The following is a 20668-nucleotide window of genomic DNA, read 5'->3' as shown; positions in this document are numbered from 1 at the left end:
TTTTATATTCTTGGGGAAGAACATATGTGGGAACTTGTGAGAGCGGGTGGTTGGTTGATGCTGCCTTTAATTCTATGCTCGATTTTAACTGTTGCGATCAGTATTGAACGTTTTGTTCGGTTAAGACGTTCACAAGTTCTACCCGAAGCATTAAGCGGTAAGGGCTCTTTAAGAGCTGAAGATGTCGTGGAAAGTTTAGAACAAAATGTAGAAGCGCAAAGTAGCGCCTTGGGACATATTTTAAAAGCAGGTTTTGAGCATCGCGAGCATGGTGAGCAATTTGCTCGTGCGCAAATGGAAGTGGCAGCTTCTCAAGAAATTTCTTATTTGGAAAAAAATATTAATTTTTTGGGCACTCTGAGTGCTATAGCGCCGCTGCTCGGGTTGCTTGGAACTGTATTGGGAATTATTGAGTCATTTCTTGTTATTGATTTTGGATCGGCTGGTAGTCCAAGTTTAATGATCCCTGGTATCTCTAAAGCATTAATTACCACAGCTGTGGGAATGTTAATTGCAATTCCTGCTTTAATTGCTTATCGCTATTTTCAAAGAGTGGTGCAAAATTATATTGCCGAATTAGAACAGCAATCGACCTTATTTCATGCCTCATTGTTCTATAGGCGTTCTACGTCTGTAGCTGAACACCGCCGTGTTGGTTAGGAAGTGAAAGCCAGATGAAATTTAAACGTTCTCAGGTTGAAGACATTCATATCAATTTAACGCCTATGATTGATTGTTTGTTGTTCATTTTGGTTTTTTTATTGCTGTCGACCACATTTAATCAGCCAAGTCGCATCAATTTAACATTACCAGATGCACAAGGTGTTCCACCAAAACAGTACGATCATAAAATTGAAGTCGTGGTAGACTCTGCTGGTCATTATGCTGTGAATGGTCAAGCACTTTCGTCTAAAGAGGTTGCTGATCTGAGTACTGCAATTAAGCAAGTTGCTCAAGAGCACCGTGATTTTATGTTCATCATTGCTGCTGATGCAAAAGCGTCTCATCAGGATGTAATTCGCGTTATGGATGTGGCAGGACAACTCGGTTTTGTTAACATCAATATTAGTACCAAAGTTCCTTCTAGAGGTTTTTCTGAGTGAATCAAGATTTTAAGGTTTATACGCGTCTCATAGCCTATTTAAAACCTTATTGGGGCGTGGCCTTATTAGTACTTATCGGGTTCGGTATTAACTCAGCAACAGAAGTTTCCGTTGCTAAATTGATTAAATTTATTATTGATGCAATCCAAAACAACAGTAGAGCAGATTTGGATTGGTTCCCGTTATTAATTATTTTATTAGTATTTTTTCGCGGCTTAGGCCTATTTATGGGCGGCTACTATACTGCGGTGATTTCACGCAGTTTGGTTTTTAGTATTCGTCAGGAAGTTTATGCGAAACTTTTAAAACTCCCAGCACAATATTACTTAGATAATTCATCTGGTCATATTACTGCCAAAATTATGTATAACGTTGAACAGCTTACGGCTGCTTCTTCTGAGTCATTGAGAACCATCGTTAGGGATGGGATGATTACTCTCGGATTATTAGGCTATCTGTTTTATACCAATTGGCGTCTTACTTTATGTATTTTTGTATTTTTACCTGTAATTGGGGTCTTAGTACGTAAAGCTTCGAAACGAATGCGTAAACTTTCATTACAGGTACAAGATACTATGGGTGATGTGAACCACGTCGTCCAGGAAAGTATTAATGGTAATGCTGTAGTAAAAAGTTTTGCTGGTGAGGAATATGAACAAAAACGTTTCTATAAGTCATCAGAAGAGAACTTAAAACGCGGTTTAAAAATGGTAATTGTACAAAATCTGAATAGCCCGGTTGTTCAGGTGGTAATGGCTTGTGCTATGGCTCTTATTGTATGGTTAGCTTTACGACCTCAGATTTTAGGCACTACAAGTGCAGGTGAGTTTGTGGCTTACCTTACAGCAGCTGGTCTGTTAGCAAAACCAGTTAAAAGCTTGACTGATGTTAATGAAAAGTTACAACGTGGTTTGGCCGCAGCACATTCTGTTTTTGAACTGCTAGATTTACCTGAAGAGCAAAATAACGGTCAATTGAAACCTAAGTTAAATGGGGCAATCCGTTTTGATCATGTAACATTAAATTATGCTGATGGCGTAGCAGCTATTAAAGATTTTTCTTTAGATATTCGTCCAGGCCAAACTGTAGCATTGGTTGGCCGTTCAGGGGCGGGTAAAAGTTCATTAGTCAATATGTTGGTACGTTTTCAAGAAGTATCGAGTGGGCAAATTTATTTAGATGATTTACCAATTAATGATATTGAGCTTTCTAGTCTACGCACACAAATTGCAATGGTAAATCAACAAGTTATATTGTTTAACCGTACTGTTCGTGAAAACATCGCATATGGTCAGTTGGAAGGTGCATCAGATGAAAAAATCTATGCAGCGGCAAAAGCAGCATATGCACATGACTTCATTATGAATTTACCAAACGGTTATGACACTATTTTAGGGGCACAAGGTCTAAACCTATCAGGTGGTCAGCGTCAGCGAATTGCAATTGCTCGAGCAATTTTAAAGAATGCTCCAATTCTAATTTTAGATGAAGCTACAAGTGCTCTCGATAATGAATCTGAGCATTTTATTCAGCAAGCATTTGATGAAGCGATGCAAGATCAAGATCGAACAACAATTGTTATTGCGCACCGTTTGTCAACAATTGAAAATGCTGATCGTATTGTAGTGATGGATCAAGGGGAAATTGTTGAGCAAGGTACTCATCAAGAACTTCTTGAAAAACATGGAGCTTATTATCAATTACATCAGCGTAATTTTGAGGATAACTAAGCATGTCATTGGCCCAGCTGATCCAGAATGCATGGAATAAGCAATCGAGTTGGTTGATTGCTTTACGTCCATTATCTTGTTTGTATCGTGCTGGGTTTCTATTAAATCGTAATTTTTATACTACTGGGTTGAAGACAGTCTATAAAGCACCTGTACCCGTCATGGTGATTGGCAATATTACGGTGGGTGGGAGTGGGAAAACTCCATTATTAATACAATTGGTGAATTACCTACAACAGCATAATGTCAAAGTTGGAGTAATTAGTCGGGGGTATGGTGGTACTGGTCCTTTTCCTATGTTGGTTACTTCTGGTACTCAAGCGAATCAGGTTGGAGATGAACCTGCATTAATTGTTCAATCGACGAGCGTACCAATGGCGGTGGGACCTAATAGGCAGACTGCAATAGAGCTCTTGGTTGCATCAACACCACTAGATTTAATTATTAGTGATGATGGTTTACAGCATTGGGCATTGGGAAGACAAATTGAGTGGATTGTACTCGACCAAAATCGTGGCTTAGGAAATAAAAAACTATTACCTGAAGGATATCTCAGGGAGCCAGTTGAGCGTTTAAAAACAGGAACAGTAATTGAGCATGCTTATAAACCTGCTACAGAATTAAATATGCATCTCGAGGCAGCACAGCCATATTTACTTAATCCCTCTTCAATGGCCGACCATAATTTCAATTCTCAAAATAGTTATCATGCTGTAGTGGGTATTGGCTTTCCACAGCGTTTTTATCAAACACTTAAAGATTTAGGCTTGAAACAATTTCAAGAACATGCGTTTCGTGACCATCATAATTACTCAATTAATGATTTAAATTTTAATGATGAACTGCCACTTATTACAACTGAAAAAGATGCAGTTAAATTATTACCGTTGCTTGAAAAACATCCGGGATTTAAACAGCCTATTTGGGTTGTTCCTGTTAAAGCTATCCTGTCTATAGAGTGTTATCAGGTTTTAAAACAGCAACTGCAAAAACTTGATATCCAATTATCTTAGGAAGAAAAAATGAAACACATCGTCATTCCAGCACGCTTCTCAAGTTCGCGTTTGCCAGGTAAACCATTGTTGTTTATTCATGACCGTCCTATGATTTTACGTGTGGTGGATCAAGCAAAAAAAGTCGAAGGTTTTGATGATCTATGTGTGGCAACAGATGATGAGCGTATTGCTGAGATTTGCCGTGCAGATGGTGTGGACGTTGTGCTTACGAGTCCTAATCATCCGTCAGGAACAGACCGATTAAGCGAAGTTGCTCGTATTAAGGGGTGGGCAGCAGATGATATTATTGTAAATGTTCAAGGAGATGAACCTTTATTGCCAGCTCAACTTGTTCAACAAGTTGCAAAACTCTTGGTCGATAAACCAAATTGTTCAATGTCTACATTGTGCGAGTCTATTCATACCTTAGATGAATTTCAACGTGATAGCATTGTAAAAGTAGTTATGTCTAAGCAAAATGAAGCGTTATATTTTAGCAGGGCAACTATTCCGTACGACCGTGATGGGGCTGGGCAAGCTGAGCCAAGTTTACATAACCAAGCATTTCGCCATTTAGGTTTATATGCGTATCGAGTGAGCTTGTTGCAAGAATATGTGACCTGGGATATGGGTAAGCTTGAAAAGTTAGAAAGTCTTGAACAATTACGTGTTTTAGAAAATGGACATCGTATTGCGATTGCTGTCGCTCAAGCAAATTTACCTCCTGGTGTGGACACTCAAGCTGATCTTGATCGCTTAAATAAAATGCCTGTCGAATCTTTTGAATAAGCGTTAATTTTTAATGAATCCGAATGTAACTTCAAAGGTTTATCCTTGGCAAAAAACAACATGGGATACCTTAACAACAAGGTTCCCCAATATTGGACATGGCCTATTATTTTATGGCAAGCAAGGCTGTGGGAAACATGCTTTTGCTAAGCATTTTTTGGCGTGGGTACTTTGCCTCAATAAGCAGCCTCATGGCGCTTGTGGTGAGTGTAGTAGCTGCCAATGGTTAAAATCAGACACTCATCCGAATTATGTTCATATCACAACAGATGAAGAAAATAAAAAGCAGAATGCAAAAATAAAAATTGAAAAGATTCGAGATTTACTGCCTTTCGTGCAACAAACCGGCGAGGGCTGGCGCGTTATTCTTATTGAGCCTGCTGAAGCTCTTAACTTGGCATCCTCAAATGCGCTATTAAAAACTTTAGAAGAACCTGGTGAACGCGTTGTTTTAATTTTATTGGCTGATCACTACCTTAAATTACCCGCCACTATTCGTAGCCGATTGCAGCATTTTGCTTTAGATCGCGTTTCATATGAACAAGCTACTTCATATTTGAATGAGCATTTATCTGAACTTGCAGAAGTACAACCTGATTTATTACTTGGTCTATCTAATGATATGCCTTTACAAGCAATAGAAATTGCAAAAAGTGATTGGTTTACAAAGCGACAGATTTTCTTAAATGACTGGTTAAAAATTGTAGCTCAAAAAAATATGCCTTTATTTTTCTCAGGAAAATGGCAAAAAGAATTAAGTTTTAGCGATTTTATCGTACTTTTTGAGTACTTGTTGGGAGATTTAATTTGTGTCAAGCTAAATCAGCCACAGAAAAATACGGATTTAGATTTTGATCAATTAAGGCCATATTACGATTTAGAAAGCTTATTTAATATTTATAGTGAACTACAACAAGCAAAAAAACTTGTTGAGCAAAATGTACAAAGTCAACTTATTATAGATCAATTGTTTATAACGTTAATGAACATTTAAGGGGAAAATTATGCAGCCGCAAATGGGGGGTATTATTCAGGTAAATGTTCCTGATAGAGCTACTTTGCAAGCAAGCTATATGGGATATGTGCAAGGTGGAGGCCTATTTGTACCATCAAAACAAAAAGTAAAAATGGGACAAGAAATTTTTATTTTAGCTACTTTGCCTGAGCAATCTCAAAAAATTCCTCTCACTGGTAAAGTAATTTGGATATCACATAAGCAAAGTGGATTTAAACCTCAGGGTTTCGCTATTCAATTAAGTGGAGATAAGGGAATTTACTATAAAGCTGAGGCAGAAAGAGTTTTGGCTGGTAGTATGTCTCTAGATCGTCCAAGTTATACCATGTAGTCAAATAGGATAGAAAAGTGTTTGTTGATACGCATTGCCATTTAACGATGTTAGATTTAACGCCTTATAACGGTGACCTGGATCTTGCGCTCGCTGCAGCGCGAGCAGAAGGAGTGTCTAAATTTATGGCAATTTCCGTTGATCTTGATGACCATATTGCATTAGCAGAAATTGCAAATAGACATGAAGACGTTGGTTATACGGTAGGTGTGCATCCTTGTGAGGATGTAGATACGATGGCACGTGCAACAACCGAACATTTGATTGAGTTAGCTCAATCAGAAAAGGTGTGGGCTCTGGGTGAAACTGGACTGGACTACTATCACAGTACAGATTTTGTTGAAGCGCAAAAGGCATGTTTTGCAAGGCATATCCAAGCTTCGAAAATTGTAAAAAAACCAGTTGTAGTTCATACGCGTTCAGCAAAGCATGACACGGTAGATATTATTCGTGCAGAAAACTCCACGCATGGAATTTTGCATTGTTTTACTGAAGATTGGGAAACTGCTAAGGCTGTGCTGGATTGTGGTTATTACATTTCTTTTTCAGGTATTGTGTCATTTAAAAATGCACAAGACTTGCGTGATGTAGCTAAACAAGTTCCGCTAGATCGACTTTTAATTGAAACAGATAGTCCTTATTTAGCACCTGTTCCATATCGCGGTAAAACAAATGAACCAAAATATGTGCCTTATGTAGCCAAAGCGCTCAGTGATGTATATGATAAATCGGTTGAGGAAATTGCAATGATTACCTCACAAAATTTTGAGAACTTGCTAAAAGCGATTTAAGTTATAGAAACTATATAAGAGAGTAATTGCGTGAAGATGGATCGTCAGGCTCAGTTCCGAGCAAGAGAAGTATTAATATTTCAGGTTGCGGAGCAATTATTGCTAGAAAATGGCGAAGCTGGAATGACACTTGATGTCTTGGCTGCTGAGCTTGATTTAGCAAAAGGAACTTTGTACAAACACTTTCAGAGTAAAGATGAATTGTACATGCTATTGATTATTCGTAATGAACGTATGTTACTCGAAATGATTCAAGATACGGAAAAGGCCTTTCCGGAACACTTGGCCTTTTTTATGTTGCATCATTTACATCATCCTGAGCGGACAGTTTTATTTCATCAAATTGAAGAAAAACTTTCGATTACGGCTCAAGGTGTACATCACCTTTTTAATGAACTCTATCAAGTGCGTAAACAGCGATTACGAATTATCATTCGTATGACAGATCACTATTTAGAATCGATTCAAAGCAATATGACAACCCGAGATTATCTTGCATCTATTTGGTCATTAACTCATGGCGCAGCAGCTATTCTCAACTCAAGTTTTTACCAACGGTATTTAGGTTCAAGGGACACGTTAAGAGTGGCTTATATTGATCAGGCATTAGCCTTACCTAAACAAGCTGTTGAACAATATGCTTAATAGGTCGATATGAAATCTCAATCACCGCCTAAATCACAAAAAGGTTTTACGCTCATTGAAGTGATGGTGGTGATTGTTATTATGACGATTATGACCTCTCTCGTTGTACTCAACATAGGTGGGGTTGACCAAAAGAAAGCGATGCAAGCAAGAGAATTATTTTTGCTTGATGTACATAAAATTGGTAAAGAATCACTTGATCAATCTCGTGTTTTAGCTTTATCTACTCTGAGTGAGACTGATGTTTCCCCATTTTCCTATGAACTGTATGAATACCACGATCAGAGTAAATTACAGGTCCAAGATTTAAAAAACCGCTGGCAGAAATACCCAGAATTTACTACGCGCCAATTGCCTAAACATGTATCGTTTACAGTACAACCTCTAGATGTTCAAACCTATTCAAAAGCTACGAATACAGATTTAGTTGGTGGACAGGCTCCCCAGTTAATTTGGTTTGGAAATGGTGAAGCTAAAACAGTTAAAATACAGTTTTACTTTGAACAAAAAACAATTGGTTCAGAAATACAAATTGATCATTTGGGTAAAATAAATGAAATCTAAAGGCTTTACTCTATTAGAGGTAATGGTAGCTTTAGCAATTTTTGCAGTAGCTGCTGTCGCGTTAACTAAAGTGGCCATGCAATATACCCAATCTACCTCGAATGCAATTCTTAGAACAAAAGCACAGTTTGTAGCAATGAATGAAGTTGCTTTAATGGAGATTAATCAGGAATGGCTTCAAGGCACTCAAAGTAAGCAGGTTACTTCTCAAGGTGAAACTTGGCAAATTGATAAATCTGCTGAGTCCACAGTCAGCCCGAATGTTCAGAAAGTAGACTTGCAAGTTAGCTTATATGATTCTGATAAAGGGAAAGTTCAAAATGGTATTACCCATTTGGTGTTTTTTAATTATCCAATGAAAGCAAAATAATGATAAAAAATAAATATTTTCGCTTTCAAAGCACAGCTTCACGTCTTGCGGCACGATCGGAGCAGATGATGAGGGGTTACTCCGAGCACAGCTCTTCGTCTTGCGCTCGGACAAAGCGTCGCTTTAAAGACTCTCACACTCGAAACACAGTTTCTCATCTTGCGACACGATCGAGCAGTGCTCGATTAACTCGTGCCTCAGGATTTACTTTAGTTGAGCTTTTAGTCGCAATTGCAATTTTTGCTGTTTTATCTTTGTTGGGTTGGAAGATTTTTGATTATTTATTAAAAGTCCGTGATCGTAATGCTCAACATGAAGTGCAGCTATTTGAATTACAAGATGCGTATCAACAAGTTTTGCGAGATACATTACAAATTATACCTTTATCGGCAAATCAAGGCGGGAAGCTTCATCCAGCCTTAGAGCTTGATAATCAAGTGCTCTATTTTAGTAAGGCTGGTGTTACTGATCCTTTAAAACAAGGTTTATCACCTTTTGAGCGTATTGAATATCAGTATGATCCTGATCAAAAAAAACTTTATCGTCTTAAATATAGCAATTTAAATACTTCAAATAGAGAGCAGCCCTTATCTAGCACTTTGTTGAATCAGGTCGAACAGTTTCAAATGATGGTGTTAACACCGCAAGAAGTAACAAAGTGGCCAGAAATTAATCTTGATCCCACAAAGCCTGAAGAGTTTAGAAAACTGCCGAAAGGAATAAAAATACAACTCACGGTTGCTGGTGTAAGTTATGAGTGGATTTATAGCTTAAACCAAGGGAATTTATCGCTCTCCAAAGAAGGAGGGGCATAATGTTGCACAATAAAAAGAGCCAGCAAGGTGTAGCATTACTCACAATTTTGATTATGGTTGCATTGGCTACAATTTTAGCTGCCTCTATTGCAAAGCATCAAACCAATACGATGGAAAACACTGGTTATTTAATGCGTCAAAATCAGTCATTACTCTATGCAAAAAGTGCAGAAGCTTTTTTTTCTGAGTTATTAATTCAAGATACAAACAATGCTGGTGGCGTTGATCATTTAAAAGAAACATGGGCACAGCCAATGCCACCTTTTCCAATAGAAGATGGAACTGTGTCAGGGCGTTTAATAGACGAATCAGGGAAATTTAACTTAAACAATTTAACGACCAATGAAGGTAAAGTAAATGAAGCTGCCAAAAGCTGGTTTGAGCGCTTACTTGTACGTGTAGGCTTGCCAGCAGAGTTAAGTCAAGCAGTTATCGATTGGCAAGATCCAGATGAAGAACCATCTGGACCTATGGGTGCTGAAAGCAGTTATTATGAAGGCCTTGATCCTAGCTATTTAGCTTCAAATGCTAAATTTCATCGTATCGAAGAGTTGAAATTAGTAAGAGGTTTTGACGGTAAGAAATATGATTTAATCGCACCGTATATTTCTGCATTACCTGAAAATACAAAAGTGAATATTAATACCGCTTCACCATTAGTCTTAGCGAGTATTGATCAAAAATTGGATGTAGGGGCGGTAGAAAAAGAACTTCAAATGCGCCAACAAAATTTAAAATTCTTTCAAAATGTTGATGAGTTATGGCAATTGAATGCTTTTTCAACAGTCGATACTCAAAAGAGAACTGAGGTGAATAGCCTGTTGGATGTAAAGTCGAGTTTTTTTCAAGCACAAATTGAGGTCATTCTTAATAATAGAAAAAGACAATTTACAAGTGCACTTATGCGTAATGATAAGCAGGCTTATGTTTATTCTAGAAATATGTCGCCATTTAACTAGTTGAAAAATTGTAATTTATTTGTTTTTGTCATATTATTGGAAAGCCATTTTTAGGAATTTCTCAAATGGAAATAATAGAATAAATATAAATTTTCTATATGTTTATCTTCAATATTTCTTCACAAGTCTTATCATACTTTTCGCTAATTGTTTCTAATTGAAAAGTGGTGCGAAGTTTTTGTCTTTTGCTTTATAATAATATTCCTAGAAGGAATGATCGATTTGGCACATGTTAATTCGTAAATTATTTAAGTTTGAAAATGCACATATTGTACGTAACTGTACATCGGATCGTTGTAAGCGATCAATTCATGGACATAGCTACAAAGTCGAATTATTGCTTAAAGCTTCGAAATTAGATCATGGACAAATGGTTTATGATTTTGGGCTTTTAAAAGGAGTAATAAAAGACCTTATTGATAGCTTTGATCATGCAATCTGTTTTTGGGAAAAAGATGATTCTCAATATATTGATGCTTGTCAGACTTTTAGTGCTCGTTGGATTTCTTTACCTGTTTCGCCATCCGCTGAACAGTTCTCTCGTATTTTCTTTTATCTAGCTCAGCAAGTTTTGCAATCAACAAACACTCAAAATGGGGAAGGTGATGTTGAGGTTTATTCAGTTATTGTTCATGAGACCGATACTGGATATGCTCAAAGCTTTATTGAGGATATTCAAAACGAACAAATGGGGATTTTAAGTCTTGATGGAATTGTTTTCTCAGAACAAATTCAGATAGAGTGGGCAAATCCGCAAATGTATGAAGACTTGAAAAAAGGGATGAAGTTTAATAATCCTCAAGTTGATTTGCAAGTCGAAGTGTAAATCGAATTACTCTATTTGTAGAATTGAAAATTGATCTAGGATGACATTAATGCAATTAACTGAGCAACAGCAAGATAAACTCAGTAAAGTTCAATTAGAAGAAAGCTGGAAAATATCTTTAGCACCTTTTTTGTTAAGCCCTCAAATGGATAATTTGCGCGATTTCTTATTTCAAGAGAAACAAGCACAAAAAATAATATATCCACCGAGTAAACAAATCTTTAGTGCTTTAAATACGACACCATTGGCTGATGTGAAGGTCGTTATTCTGGGACAAGATCCATATCATGGACCGAACCAAGCGAATGGGTTAAGTTTCTCTGTTCAAAAAGGTATTGCATTACCACCATCTTTACGTAATATTTTTCATGAATTACATACAGATTTGGGTATTCCAGCTCCTCGTCATGGTGATTTAACGAAATGGGCTAAACAAGGGGTGCTTTTACTGAACAGCGTGCTTACTGTTGAGGCTGGACAGCCAACTTCACATCAAAAGCAAGGTTGGGAAGCATTTACTGATGAAGTCATTGATGTTTTGAATGAGCAAAGAGAACATGTGGTATTTATTTTGTGGGGTGCTTATGCACAGCGCAAAGGACAACGTATAAATAGAGATAGACACTTGGTTTTAACCGCCGCACATCCATCACCTCTTGCCGCAAACAGAGGAGGTTTTTTTGGATGTAAAGTGTTCTCAAAAACAAATCAATATTTGAAACAACATGGCATTGAGCCCATAGACTGGCAATTGGACGCATGATGAACTCTCCCAATGTAAATAACTATCACCCGGACTTGGTGGTTGAAGAAGCAAAAAACGGCTGGCGTATAGTACGATTGAATCGCCCTAAATCATTGCATGCTTTAGATGAGTCAATCGTAACGGCATTATTACGTGTATTTGAAGATTTTCGTGATGATGAGAGCGTTAAAGCAATTTGGTTAGATTCAACTACACCAAAAGCTTTTTGTGCTGGTGGTGATGTTAGGAAATTGCGTCAACTTGTTATAAATCAAGAAGTAGATACTGCAAATAAGTTTTTCCAGCAAGAATATGCTTTAGACTTACTATTACATAATTATGCTAAACCTGTGGTTGTTTGGGGTGAAGGCTATGTTATGGGTGGTGGTTTGGGTTTGTTTATGGCAGCACCATTCCGTCTAGTAACCCCATATTCTCGTTTGGCAATGCCTGAGATTAATATTGGTTTATATCCAGATGTCGGGGCGAGCCGTTTCCTAGCAGATCGTGGTCCAATAGGTTTGTTTACTGGTTTAACTGGTTCAATCATGACAGCCGCTGGAGCATATAGCATCGGTTGGGCAACTCATATTTGTGAAGCACAGCGTGATAATGTTTTGCAAAAAGTTTTAAATATTAATTGGGCTCATTATCCTGCAGGGGATTTTCGCGCAATTGATGATACTTTAAATAGCTTGCATCGTCCTGTTGCGGCAGGTCCATTGCAAAACTCACTTGATGTGATTCATAGCGTTTGCCGTGGCTTTAATTTTGAACAAGATTATCAAGCTATTGTTAGTTTGCGTGATGCGAGCAGTGATTGGCTTCGCCAAGCAAGTGAGAACTTGCAAAAAGGATCTCCTAGTACTGCGGCAATTACTTGGTTGCTGTGGCAATGGGGTAAACAAATACATTCTTGGGATGAAGTCTTTGACTTAGAAGCTCAAATTTCTGAGTGGAAAATTCGTCATCCAGACTTTGTAGAAGGCGTTCGTGCGCGCTTAGTTGATAAAGATTTATCACCAGAATGGAAACCATGTGAAGACCTAAGCTTAAGAGGTATATTAGCTGATTGCCCGCCAGTGACTTCAATAGATAGCTGGAATGCTTTGCTTAGACAACATGGTGTGATCATCTAAAATACATGACTGAATATAGTGATGAATATTGGATGCAGCTTGCATACGAGCAAGCTGAATTAGCCGCACAGCAGGGTGAAATCCCTGTTGGTGCGGTTGTGGTGAGCCAAAATCGAGTAATTGGATCTGGCTATAATGCTCCAATTAGTTTGTTAGATCCAACAGCACATGCAGAAATTCAAGCTATCCGCGCAGCATGCTTATCATTAGACAATTATCGATTGCCTGAAGATGCAACTTTATATGTCACTCTTGAGCCATGCACAATGTGTGTAGGCGCATTAGTACATGCAAGAATCAAACATGTGGTTTTTGGTACAACAGAACCTAAAGCAGGTTCATTAGTAAGTGCTCGTCAGTTACTACAACATGGTTATTACAATCACAGATTTACCTTTCAACAAGGTTGTTTACAAGAAAAATGTGCCCAACAACTCAGTCATTTTTTTAAACAAAGACGTGAGCAAAAGAAACAAGAAAAACAACAGAAAACGTCCTTAAATGATTAAAAAGTAACACGAGCTTATGGCAAACTAACGCGATTTTACTGCCATGATTCTATTTAATAGGAAATATTCAATGCGTAATGTAATTACTGTAAAAAAAGAATTTAATGCTCCTCTTAGTGATGTATTTAACTTGCTCTCTAAACATGCAACTTACAATACTGCTTTTGCACCTTTACAAGTTGTACGTGTGAAAGACTCGGCAGATTCTAAAAGACCTGATGGTTTAGGCTCTGTTCGTCGTATGGGATTTGGTCCAATCAAGCCACTTAAAGAAGAAATTACATTACTTGAAGAAAATAAAAGTATTGAATATAAATTAATAGACAATCCTTTGATTAAACATCATTTAGGTCGAATCGAGTTTTCTGAAATTACGCCATATATAACTTTAGTTACATACCGCATCGAGTTAACAGCAAAAGCTCCAGTGGTAAGTAAATTAATCCTTGCACAGCTAAAACTAGCCATTACACTAGGCTTTTCGAGATTAGCTAAAGCAATTGCTTCTTAGTGAGAGTTCAATGACAGTTCAAATTATTACTATTGATGGTCCGAGTGGTTCGGGTAAAGGAACATTGGCCGCAAAACTTGCAGCACATTATCAATATCATTTACTCGATTCGGGTGCCTTATATCGTTTATTAGGATTGTCATTACATAAACATGATTTATTAGAGAAATTAGACAGTCAGCTCGATGAATGCATTCAATATGCACGTCAACTAGATATCAAATTTGAAACATCCACAACAGGAATTTTAGTTTTTCTAGATGGCGAGGATGTATCCCAAACAATTCGTACAGAACGGATTGGTGAATATGCATCGAAAGTTGCAGCAATTCCAGAACTTAGACAGGCATTATTTGAGCGACAAAGAGCTTTTGCACAAAATCCTGGTTTGGTTGCAGATGGTCGTGACATGGCAACAGCTATTTTTCCAGAAGCAAATGCGAAAATTTATCTAACGGCTTCTGCTGAGTCGCGTGCCGAGCGAAGAGTAAAACAGTTGCAGGGCATGGGCCTAGATGCTAAAATAAACGACATTTTAGCTAATATACAGGCGCGTGACAAAAGAGATATGGAGCGAGAAGTTGCTCCACTCAAGCCAGCCAAAGACGCTTATATCATTGATAGTTCGGAATTAACGATCGATCAGGTATTTAAGTTGATGGTTGAGTATGTCGATAGCCGTACCATTTAGCAATTAGAATTATCAGTTGACGCATAGCTTGATCAGTCTATAAAGACTATGTCGATACTTAACTAAACCGGCCTTGTCTGATCCAAGACCGCGGAATTTATCAGGTATATCATGACCGAATCTTTTGCAGCCCTCTTTGAAGAAAGTGAATTAAACCTCAACGTTGAAAAGGGTGCAGTCATCCAAGGTGTTGTTGTAAACATCGATAGCGACTGGGTAACTGTTGACACTGGCCTAAAGTCTGAAGGCATTGTTGACCGTGCTGAATTTTTAAATGAACAACGTGAACTTGAAGTTCAGGTTGGTGATACTGTTGACGTAGTTGTTGAAGCTCTTGACAACGGTATGGGTCAAACAGTTTTATCACGTGAAAAAGCTAAGCGTGCTGAAACTTGGACTAAACTTGAAAAAATCTTTGAAGATGGCGAAATCGTTACTGGTGTTATCTCTGGTAAAGTTAAAGGCGGTTTCACTGTTGACATCGGTCCTGTTCGTGCATTCTTACCAGGTTCATTAGTTGACACTCGTCCTATCCGTGACACTACTCACCTTGAAGGTAAAGAGTTAGAGTTTAAAGTAATCAAACTTGATGCTAAACGTAATAACGTTGTTGTATCTCGTCGTGCTGTTATGGAAGCTGAATCTTCTGCTGACCGTGAAGCATTACTTGCTCAACTTGAAGAAGGTCAAACAGTTACAGGTACTATCAAGAACCTTACTGATTACGGCGCATTCGTTGATCTTGGCGGTATTGATGGTCTTCTCCATATCACAGATATGGCTTGGAAACGTATCAAGCATCCTTCAGAAGTTGTTGAAGTTGGTCAAGAAGTTACTGTTAAAGTACTTAAATTTGACCGTGAGCGTAACCGTGTATCTTTAGGCCTTAAACAATTAGGTGAAGATCCATGGTTAGCGATCATGAACCGTTACCCTAAAGGTTCTATCGTTAAAGCTCGTGTAACTAACTTAACTGACTACGGTTGTTTTGCTGAAATCGCTGAAGGCGTTGAAGGTTTAGTTCACGTTTCTGAAATGGACCACACTAACAAAAACATCCACCCATCTAAAGTTGTTCAGATTGGTGATGAAGTTGATGTTATGGTTCTTGAAGTTGACGAAGAACGTCGTCGTATCAGCCTTGGTATCAAACAAACTCGTGCTAACCCATGGGAAGAGTTTGCTAAAGCTCATGAGAAAGGCGAAAAAGTATCTGGTACTATCAAGTCTATCACTGACTTTGGTATCTTCATCGGCTTGAATGGCGGTATCGACGGTTTAGTACACTTGTCTGATATTTCTTGGAACGAGCAAGGCGAAGAAGCTATTCGTCGTTACAAGAAAGGTGACACTGTTGAAGCTGTTATCTTGTCTGTAGACGCTGAAGGTAACCGTATCAGCCTTGGTATCAAGCAATTGAACAGCGATCCGTTCAATGATTTCTTAGCTGCTAACGAACGTGGTACTTTAGTTAAAGGTACTGTAACTGCAGTTGATGCTCGTGGCGCAACTGTTAAGTTAGCTGACGAAGTAGAAGCTACTCTTAAAGCTTCTGAAATCAACCGTGACCGCGTTGAAGATGCAACTAAATTCTTAGAAGTTGGTCAAGAAGTTGAAGCGAAAATCATCAACGTTGATCGTAAATCTCGCTCTATCAACTTGTCTGTTAAAGCGAAAGACGAAGCTGAAGAGAAAGAAGCAGTTGCTACTTTACGTACAGTAACAACAAATCAAGAAAATGGTCCTAAGACTATTGGTGATTTGATCAAAGCACAAATGAAGTAATAAGTTAACAAAGTACAGTTTCATGTAACGGAATTGTACTTTTTATACAAATTACTGTAAACGGTAGCCTAGTATTCAACATACTGCGCTACCGTTTTGTATTTAAACAGGTTATTATCAGACGACATAGAGTAGCAATAAATAACGAGGTCGTAGATGACTACTGAAGCTCTTAATAAGTCTGATTTAATTGAACGCATTGCGCTAAAAAACCCCCACTTAGCTGAACCTTTAGTGGAAGAGGCGGTTAAAATTATGATTGATCAAATGATAGAAGCCCTATCAACTGATAATCGAATTGAAATCCGTGGTTTTGGTAGCTTTGCTTTACACCACCGTGACCCAAGAGTTGGTCGCAATCCTAAAACGGGAAGATCAGTGGAAGTGGCAGCTAAAGCTGTTCCACATTTTAAACCTGGGAAAGCACTGCGTGATGCAGTCAACGAATCCGGGAAATAAATAAAAATTTATAAGTGGGTGTGCCTATGCGTTATATTTTAATTGCATTGCTTATTGTTGTATTTGGTTATTCTTTAGCACTTGTATTGCAAAATCCAACAGAGCTTTCTGTTGATTTGTTATTTACCCAAGTTCCAGCTATGCGATTAGGCTTATTATTGCTACTCACATTAGTACTTGGAACGGTGGTTGGTCTTTTGCTAGGTGTACAGGTTTTCAGAGTGTTTCAACAAAGCTGGGAAATTAAACGTCTTCGTAAAGATATTGACCATTTGAGAAAAGAACAAATTCAAAGTGCTCAATTAGCAGCAGCAGAAGCCGCTGCAAATGTAAGACATGAAAAAACTGTTTTAGATGTTTATCCTCAAGATAAAAACTCTACTCCGTTATAATTCGAACACTACTCTTTATTTACGATAAAGAGTAGTATCTTCCTTAATTTATCAGTGTATTCTTCTTTTTATTTTTCTAAAAATTAGCCCTCTTGACATTATTGTTTCTAAATTTGAAAGCCTTCCTTATACATTCCTTTATTACTTGATGACTTGTCTATTATAATGATGCTGATTTTATGTGATGGAAGAAAGTCTCTTGAGTATCATTGTTGCGTTAGATGCAAAAAGCCAATATGACGCTTTAAAAATTGTTGAACAACTTGATCCTACTTTATGCCGTGTAAAAGTGGGTAAAGAGCTTTTTACTCATGAGGGTCCATCTGTTGTAAAAAAACTTCAAGAACAAAATTTTGAGGTTTTTCTTGATCTCAAATTTCATGATATTCCAAATACTACTGCTCAGGCTGTTTGTGCAGCAGCTGACTTAGGAGTGTGGATGGTAAATGTCCATGCTTCAGGTGGTCGTAAAATGATGGAAACTTGTGTAGAGCGTTTAAAAGCAGGTAACTATCAAACTCAGTTAATTGCGGTCACAGTGTTGACTTCAATGGGGCTTGAAGATTTAAAAGATATTGGTTTGGATGTTGAACCGGTAGAGCACGTAAAGCGCTTAGCTAAACTCACTAAAGAAAGTGGCTTGGATGGTGTGGTTTGTTCTGCACAAGAAGCTAAAATTCTCCGCGAGTTGATTGGACAAGACTTCTCTTTGGTGACACCAGGTATTCGTCCAGAAGGAACAAATGCGGACGACCAAAAACGTATTGTAACTCCGAAGCAAGCTATGCTTGATGGTTCTACACATTTGGTCATTGGTCGACCGATTACTAAAGCAGAAGATCCAACAGCAATGTTGAAGTCTATTCTTACTTCAATTGCTTAAAAATTTAGGAATAAGCTAATTAATAGCGGGGCGAGTAGGCTTAATAATAAGCCGCTCATCATGGCATGTGGTACATAATGTGTACCGCATGACTGTTTCACCATTGCTAATGTAACGTCCATTGAAGTTGCGCCAGCACTGGAGATAGCAGAGCGTGGGAAACGCCATCCCATTGTATACATTAAAAATATAGCAACAATTTCTCTAAATAAATCAGTTAATAACGCGATGCCACCTAGTTCTGCCGAGTGTAACTGCGTAAATAAAATGCCTGACATTGAGTACCAGCCATAACCTTGCGCTAATGCTAACGTTTCATTTAGTGCAAAATGCTTGTTAAGCAAAAAGTAGTTGAAGAAACCGGCAATACATGAACCTATAAAAGCAGCTAAAGGTACAATTAAAATTTTCCAGCTTAACCACGTACGATTAAAGTGAGTAAAGGCAAGCTCAATGCCAATTAAGAAAATAAACAGTAATAATAAATACCAACTATTAAATGCAATATGTGAGTTGAATTGAGTGACAATAGCTCCTAATAAAACCCCGATGCCTAAGGAAAGAAAGGCTTTTGCAATATTCTTTAAAGCATTTACAAAAAGTTGAAGTGAGATTTTTCCTTTTACACTTTCTTTATCAAAAATTGTATAAGCCAATAAACACGTAAAAAAAGAACCAAAAGATGTGGTAAGTGCAATGATTATAGCCGGTGGAAGTATGGCAGAAGGGTTCTCAATTTGGTCAAGTGCTAGTGTTAACTCTAAAGCGACACTTGCTAATAGAATATAAGAAAAATAGGGCAGTATTTTGAAAATAAACTGTCGGATATTTAGAGATAATTTAGGTGCTAGAAAATAGCCGGAAGCAAGTGCTAAAAAAATTTGAATGATGAGATAAAAAGATTGCATATAATAATAGGTGGATTGTTTTTAACCCACCTATTATGTCTTGAACATTTTAAGCTGCATAGCTCTGTGAGCTTTTATTTAAGAGTAAGTAATCTTTAGGATTAACTTTGCGTGTTTCTAACCAATATTTCCATGTATAAGTTGGCCAGAGTGAAAAGTTTTTCCCATCGGCAGATTGATACCAACTACTACAACCTCCAGCTTGCCATACAGTCCCCTGAAGCTGAGTTTGAACCCGCTCGTTAAAAGCATCTTGAACTTCTGGTTTGATCTCAATTGCTTTTTGACCAGACTTTTCTACAAGTTGAATCAGTTGTAAAATGTAATTTACTTGAGATTCAATCATAAAAATAACCGAATTATGACCTAAAACTGTATTAGGGCCGACTAATTGAAATAGGTTGGGAAAGTTCTTAGTCATAATGCCATAATAACTTGCTGCGCCATCTTTCCATGCTTGTTTTAACTCGATTTGATTGCGTCCAATACAAGTGAAATGTTTTAAGTAAATACGCGGGTCAGTAATAAAACCTGTGCCGTAAATTAAACAGTCAATAGGCCGTTCTTTACCATCTTTAGTAATAATACTGTTTACTTTAATTTCTTGAATGCTATCCGTTATTAGCTCAACATTTTTACGGTTAAATGTAGGGTAGTATTTATTTGAAATAAGAATACGTTTACATCCCATCACAAAGTCCGGGGTGAGTTTCTTGGCCACTTCTTTGTCTTTCACTTGGAAGCGGAGGAAAGCTTCTGCCAACTTTTGGCCATATTTCATAATTTGAGGTTGAACAATTGGAACAACGCGTGACTCATTACTCCAATAAAGACGACTACGATGAATTTGGCGATAAATATTAGAAGATTTGAATAATGCTTTACTCAAACCTGAGTATTTGCGTTCATCTCGTGGTATTACCCACGCTGCCGTTCTTTGAAATACATAGAGCTGCTTAACATCTCCAGCTATTTCTGGAATATATTGGATTGCACTACCACCTGTACCAATCGATGCGACTGATTTACCATTTAAGTTATAGTCATGTTCCCATTGTGATGAATGGAAAACTTTACCTTTAAATTTTTCGATGCCTTGAATATGGGGAATTTGCGGAATGTGCAACGGGCCTGATGCAAAAACTACAAATTGAGCTTCGATCGAAGGTTGATTTTTAAAATCTAGAGTCCACACGTGACGTGCTTCATCATATTGGACATGAGTTACATCATGGTTAAACTTACAGTAATCTTTAATCTTATATTTTTTTGTAATATCTTGAATATATTGAAAAATCTCTGGTGCTTCAGCGTAACGTTTTGACCAGTCAGTTTTGGGTGCAAAAGAGAGGGAGTACATATGAGATTGAACATCACATGCCGCACCGGGATAGCGATTTTCTCTCCAAGTTCCACCAACATCATTTGATTTTTCTAAAATAATAAAGTCTTGCTGTTGATTTTGCAGTAAACGGATTGCCATTGCTAGGCCACCAAATCCAGCACCAATAATAGCGATTTTAGTTTTTTGAATAGTATCTTGCTTTGCGTTTAGCATTGGAAACCCTGCATAAGCTGAAAAGAGGATTGCATGCAAGACTAACGTTTTTTGATCAGTTTAAACATGATTGTAACGACGTGAAAATTGATAGATTCGGCAATTAATTTTCTTTCGTCTTTATAGTAAAACATTTGAGTCTAGGGAAATTGATA

At 37.7% G+C, this 20668-nt stretch carries 25 protein-coding genes; 23 read left to right on the top strand and 2 right to left on the bottom strand.

Annotation, left to right across the window (positions count from 1 at the left end; translation table 11 throughout):
* Nucleotides 1-24: 24 nt before the first annotated feature.
* The 23 genes from AC2117_RS10310 (at nt 25) to pyrF (ending at nt 18047) form a co-directional block, all read left to right on the top strand.
* Entirely contained in the window at nt 25-660 is a 636-nt protein-coding gene (locus AC2117_RS10310) for a MotA/TolQ/ExbB proton channel family protein (RefSeq protein WP_133973873.1), read from the top strand.
* 14 nt (nt 661-674) lie between these two features.
* Nucleotides 675-1103, top strand: coding sequence for an ExbD/TolR family protein (locus AC2117_RS10305; protein ID WP_004642621.1), 429 nt, complete (start codon nt 675-677; stop codon nt 1101-1103).
* The gene (msbA, locus tag AC2117_RS10300; RefSeq protein ID WP_133973871.1) at nt 1100-2833 is read left to right on the top strand and encodes a lipid A export permease/ATP-binding protein MsbA; all 1734 of its coding nucleotides are present in this window, start codon (nt 1100-1102) and stop codon (nt 2831-2833) included. The genes AC2117_RS10305 and msbA overlap by 4 nt, the downstream gene beginning before the upstream one ends.
* A 2-nt stretch (nt 2834-2835) precedes the next feature.
* Nucleotides 2836-3846: a tetraacyldisaccharide 4'-kinase gene (lpxK, locus tag AC2117_RS10295; protein WP_133973869.1), complete on the top strand. Its 1011-nt coding sequence runs from the start codon at nt 2836-2838 to the stop codon at nt 3844-3846.
* A 9-nt stretch (nt 3847-3855) separates the two neighbouring features.
* Nucleotides 3856-4617: a 3-deoxy-manno-octulosonate cytidylyltransferase gene (gene kdsB / locus AC2117_RS10290; protein WP_133973867.1), complete on the top strand. Its 762-nt coding sequence runs from the start codon at nt 3856-3858 to the stop codon at nt 4615-4617.
* A gap of 13 nt (nt 4618-4630) precedes the next feature.
* A complete protein-coding gene (locus tag AC2117_RS10285; protein ID WP_133973865.1) occupies nt 4631-5611 on the top strand; it encodes a DNA polymerase III subunit delta' in 981 nt (326 codons plus the stop codon).
* Between the two features lie 10 nt (nt 5612-5621).
* Nucleotides 5622-5963: a PilZ domain-containing protein gene (locus tag AC2117_RS10280; RefSeq protein ID WP_042896523.1), complete on the top strand. Its 342-nt coding sequence runs from the start codon at nt 5622-5624 to the stop codon at nt 5961-5963.
* 17 nt (nt 5964-5980) lie between these two features.
* Nucleotides 5981-6754 carry a TatD family hydrolase gene (locus tag AC2117_RS10275; protein ID WP_133973863.1) on the top strand — a complete coding sequence of 258 codons (774 nt, stop codon included), beginning with the start codon at nt 5981-5983 and terminating at the stop codon, nt 6752-6754.
* Between the two features lie 36 nt (nt 6755-6790).
* Complete coding sequence (locus AC2117_RS10270) at nt 6791-7399, top strand: TetR/AcrR family transcriptional regulator (RefSeq protein ID WP_042896519.1); 609 nt, start codon at nt 6791-6793, stop codon at nt 7397-7399.
* 9 nt (nt 7400-7408) lie between these two features.
* Nucleotides 7409-7963, top strand: a complete 555-nt coding sequence (locus AC2117_RS10265) for a type II secretion system protein (RefSeq protein WP_133973861.1) — start codon at nt 7409-7411, stop codon at nt 7961-7963.
* On the top strand, nt 7953-8333 hold the full coding sequence (gspI, locus tag AC2117_RS10260) for a type II secretion system minor pseudopilin GspI (RefSeq protein ID WP_133973859.1): 381 nt from the start codon (nt 7953-7955) through the stop codon (nt 8331-8333). Before AC2117_RS10265 ends, gspI begins: the two co-directional genes overlap by 11 nt.
* Nucleotides 8333-9148 (top strand): type II secretion system minor pseudopilin GspJ, encoded by an 816-nt coding sequence (gene gspJ / locus AC2117_RS10255; protein WP_133973857.1) that lies wholly within the window; start codon nt 8333-8335, stop codon nt 9146-9148. Before gspI ends, gspJ begins: the two co-directional genes overlap by 1 nt.
* Nucleotides 9148-10107 (top strand): type II secretion system minor pseudopilin GspK, encoded by a 960-nt coding sequence (gene gspK, locus AC2117_RS10250; protein WP_133973855.1) that lies wholly within the window; start codon nt 9148-9150, stop codon nt 10105-10107. Before gspJ ends, gspK begins: the two co-directional genes overlap by 1 nt.
* Before the next feature lie 229 nt (nt 10108-10336).
* A complete protein-coding gene (locus AC2117_RS10245; RefSeq protein WP_042896517.1) occupies nt 10337-10933 on the top strand; it encodes a 6-pyruvoyl trahydropterin synthase family protein in 597 nt (198 codons plus the stop codon).
* 49 nt (nt 10934-10982) lie between these two features.
* Nucleotides 10983-11696, top strand: coding sequence for a uracil-DNA glycosylase (gene ung / locus AC2117_RS10240; RefSeq protein WP_005041081.1), 714 nt, complete (start codon nt 10983-10985; stop codon nt 11694-11696).
* Entirely contained in the window at nt 11693-12817 is a 1125-nt protein-coding gene (locus AC2117_RS10235; RefSeq protein ID WP_081399972.1) for an enoyl-CoA hydratase/isomerase family protein, read from the top strand. The genes ung and AC2117_RS10235 overlap by 4 nt, the downstream gene beginning before the upstream one ends.
* A gap of 5 nt (nt 12818-12822) precedes the next feature.
* Nucleotides 12823-13326: a tRNA adenosine(34) deaminase TadA gene (gene tadA / locus AC2117_RS10230; RefSeq protein WP_075431386.1), complete on the top strand. Its 504-nt coding sequence runs from the start codon at nt 12823-12825 to the stop codon at nt 13324-13326.
* A 70-nt stretch (nt 13327-13396) separates the two neighbouring features.
* Nucleotides 13397-13837, top strand: coding sequence for an SRPBCC family protein (locus AC2117_RS10225; protein ID WP_042896513.1), 441 nt, complete (start codon nt 13397-13399; stop codon nt 13835-13837).
* A 10-nt stretch (nt 13838-13847) separates the two neighbouring features.
* Nucleotides 13848-14528 carry a (d)CMP kinase gene (cmk, locus tag AC2117_RS10220; protein ID WP_133973853.1) on the top strand — a complete coding sequence of 227 codons (681 nt, stop codon included), beginning with the start codon at nt 13848-13850 and terminating at the stop codon, nt 14526-14528.
* 111 nt (nt 14529-14639) lie between these two features.
* Complete coding sequence (gene rpsA, locus AC2117_RS10215) at nt 14640-16313, top strand: 30S ribosomal protein S1 (RefSeq protein ID WP_042896511.1); 1674 nt, start codon at nt 14640-14642, stop codon at nt 16311-16313.
* A 156-nt stretch (nt 16314-16469) separates the two neighbouring features.
* On the top strand, nt 16470-16772 hold the full coding sequence (locus AC2117_RS10210; RefSeq protein WP_003651488.1) for an integration host factor subunit beta: 303 nt from the start codon (nt 16470-16472) through the stop codon (nt 16770-16772).
* 26 nt (nt 16773-16798) lie between these two features.
* Complete coding sequence (locus AC2117_RS10205) at nt 16799-17164, top strand: lipopolysaccharide assembly protein LapA domain-containing protein (RefSeq protein ID WP_005041071.1); 366 nt, start codon at nt 16799-16801, stop codon at nt 17162-17164.
* 184 nt (nt 17165-17348) lie between these two features.
* The gene (gene pyrF / locus AC2117_RS10200) at nt 17349-18047 is read left to right on the top strand and encodes an orotidine-5'-phosphate decarboxylase (protein WP_133973851.1); all 699 of its coding nucleotides are present in this window, start codon (nt 17349-17351) and stop codon (nt 18045-18047) included.
* Here the strand turns inward: pyrF and AC2117_RS10195 are convergent.
* Together AC2117_RS10195 and AC2117_RS10190 are read right to left on the bottom strand one after the other, a co-directional pair.
* On the bottom strand, nt 18044-18955 hold the full coding sequence (locus AC2117_RS10195) for a lysine exporter LysO family protein (RefSeq protein WP_133973849.1): 912 nt from the start codon (nt 18953-18955) through the stop codon (nt 18044-18046). The two genes, pyrF and AC2117_RS10195, sit on opposite strands and share 4 nt — an antisense overlap.
* A 49-nt stretch (nt 18956-19004) precedes the next feature.
* Nucleotides 19005-20552, bottom strand: a complete 1548-nt coding sequence (locus tag AC2117_RS10190; RefSeq protein WP_133973847.1) for a flavin-containing monooxygenase — start codon at nt 20550-20552, stop codon at nt 19005-19007.
* Between the last annotated feature and the right edge of the window lie 116 nt (nt 20553-20668).

The sequence above is a fragment of the Acinetobacter calcoaceticus genome (assembly GCF_900520355.1).
GTDB classification, from domain to species: domain Bacteria; phylum Pseudomonadota; class Gammaproteobacteria; order Pseudomonadales; family Moraxellaceae; genus Acinetobacter; species Acinetobacter calcoaceticus_C.
Note: the sequence above shows the minus strand (reverse complement) of the source record. Positions and strands in the feature narration are given on the sequence as shown.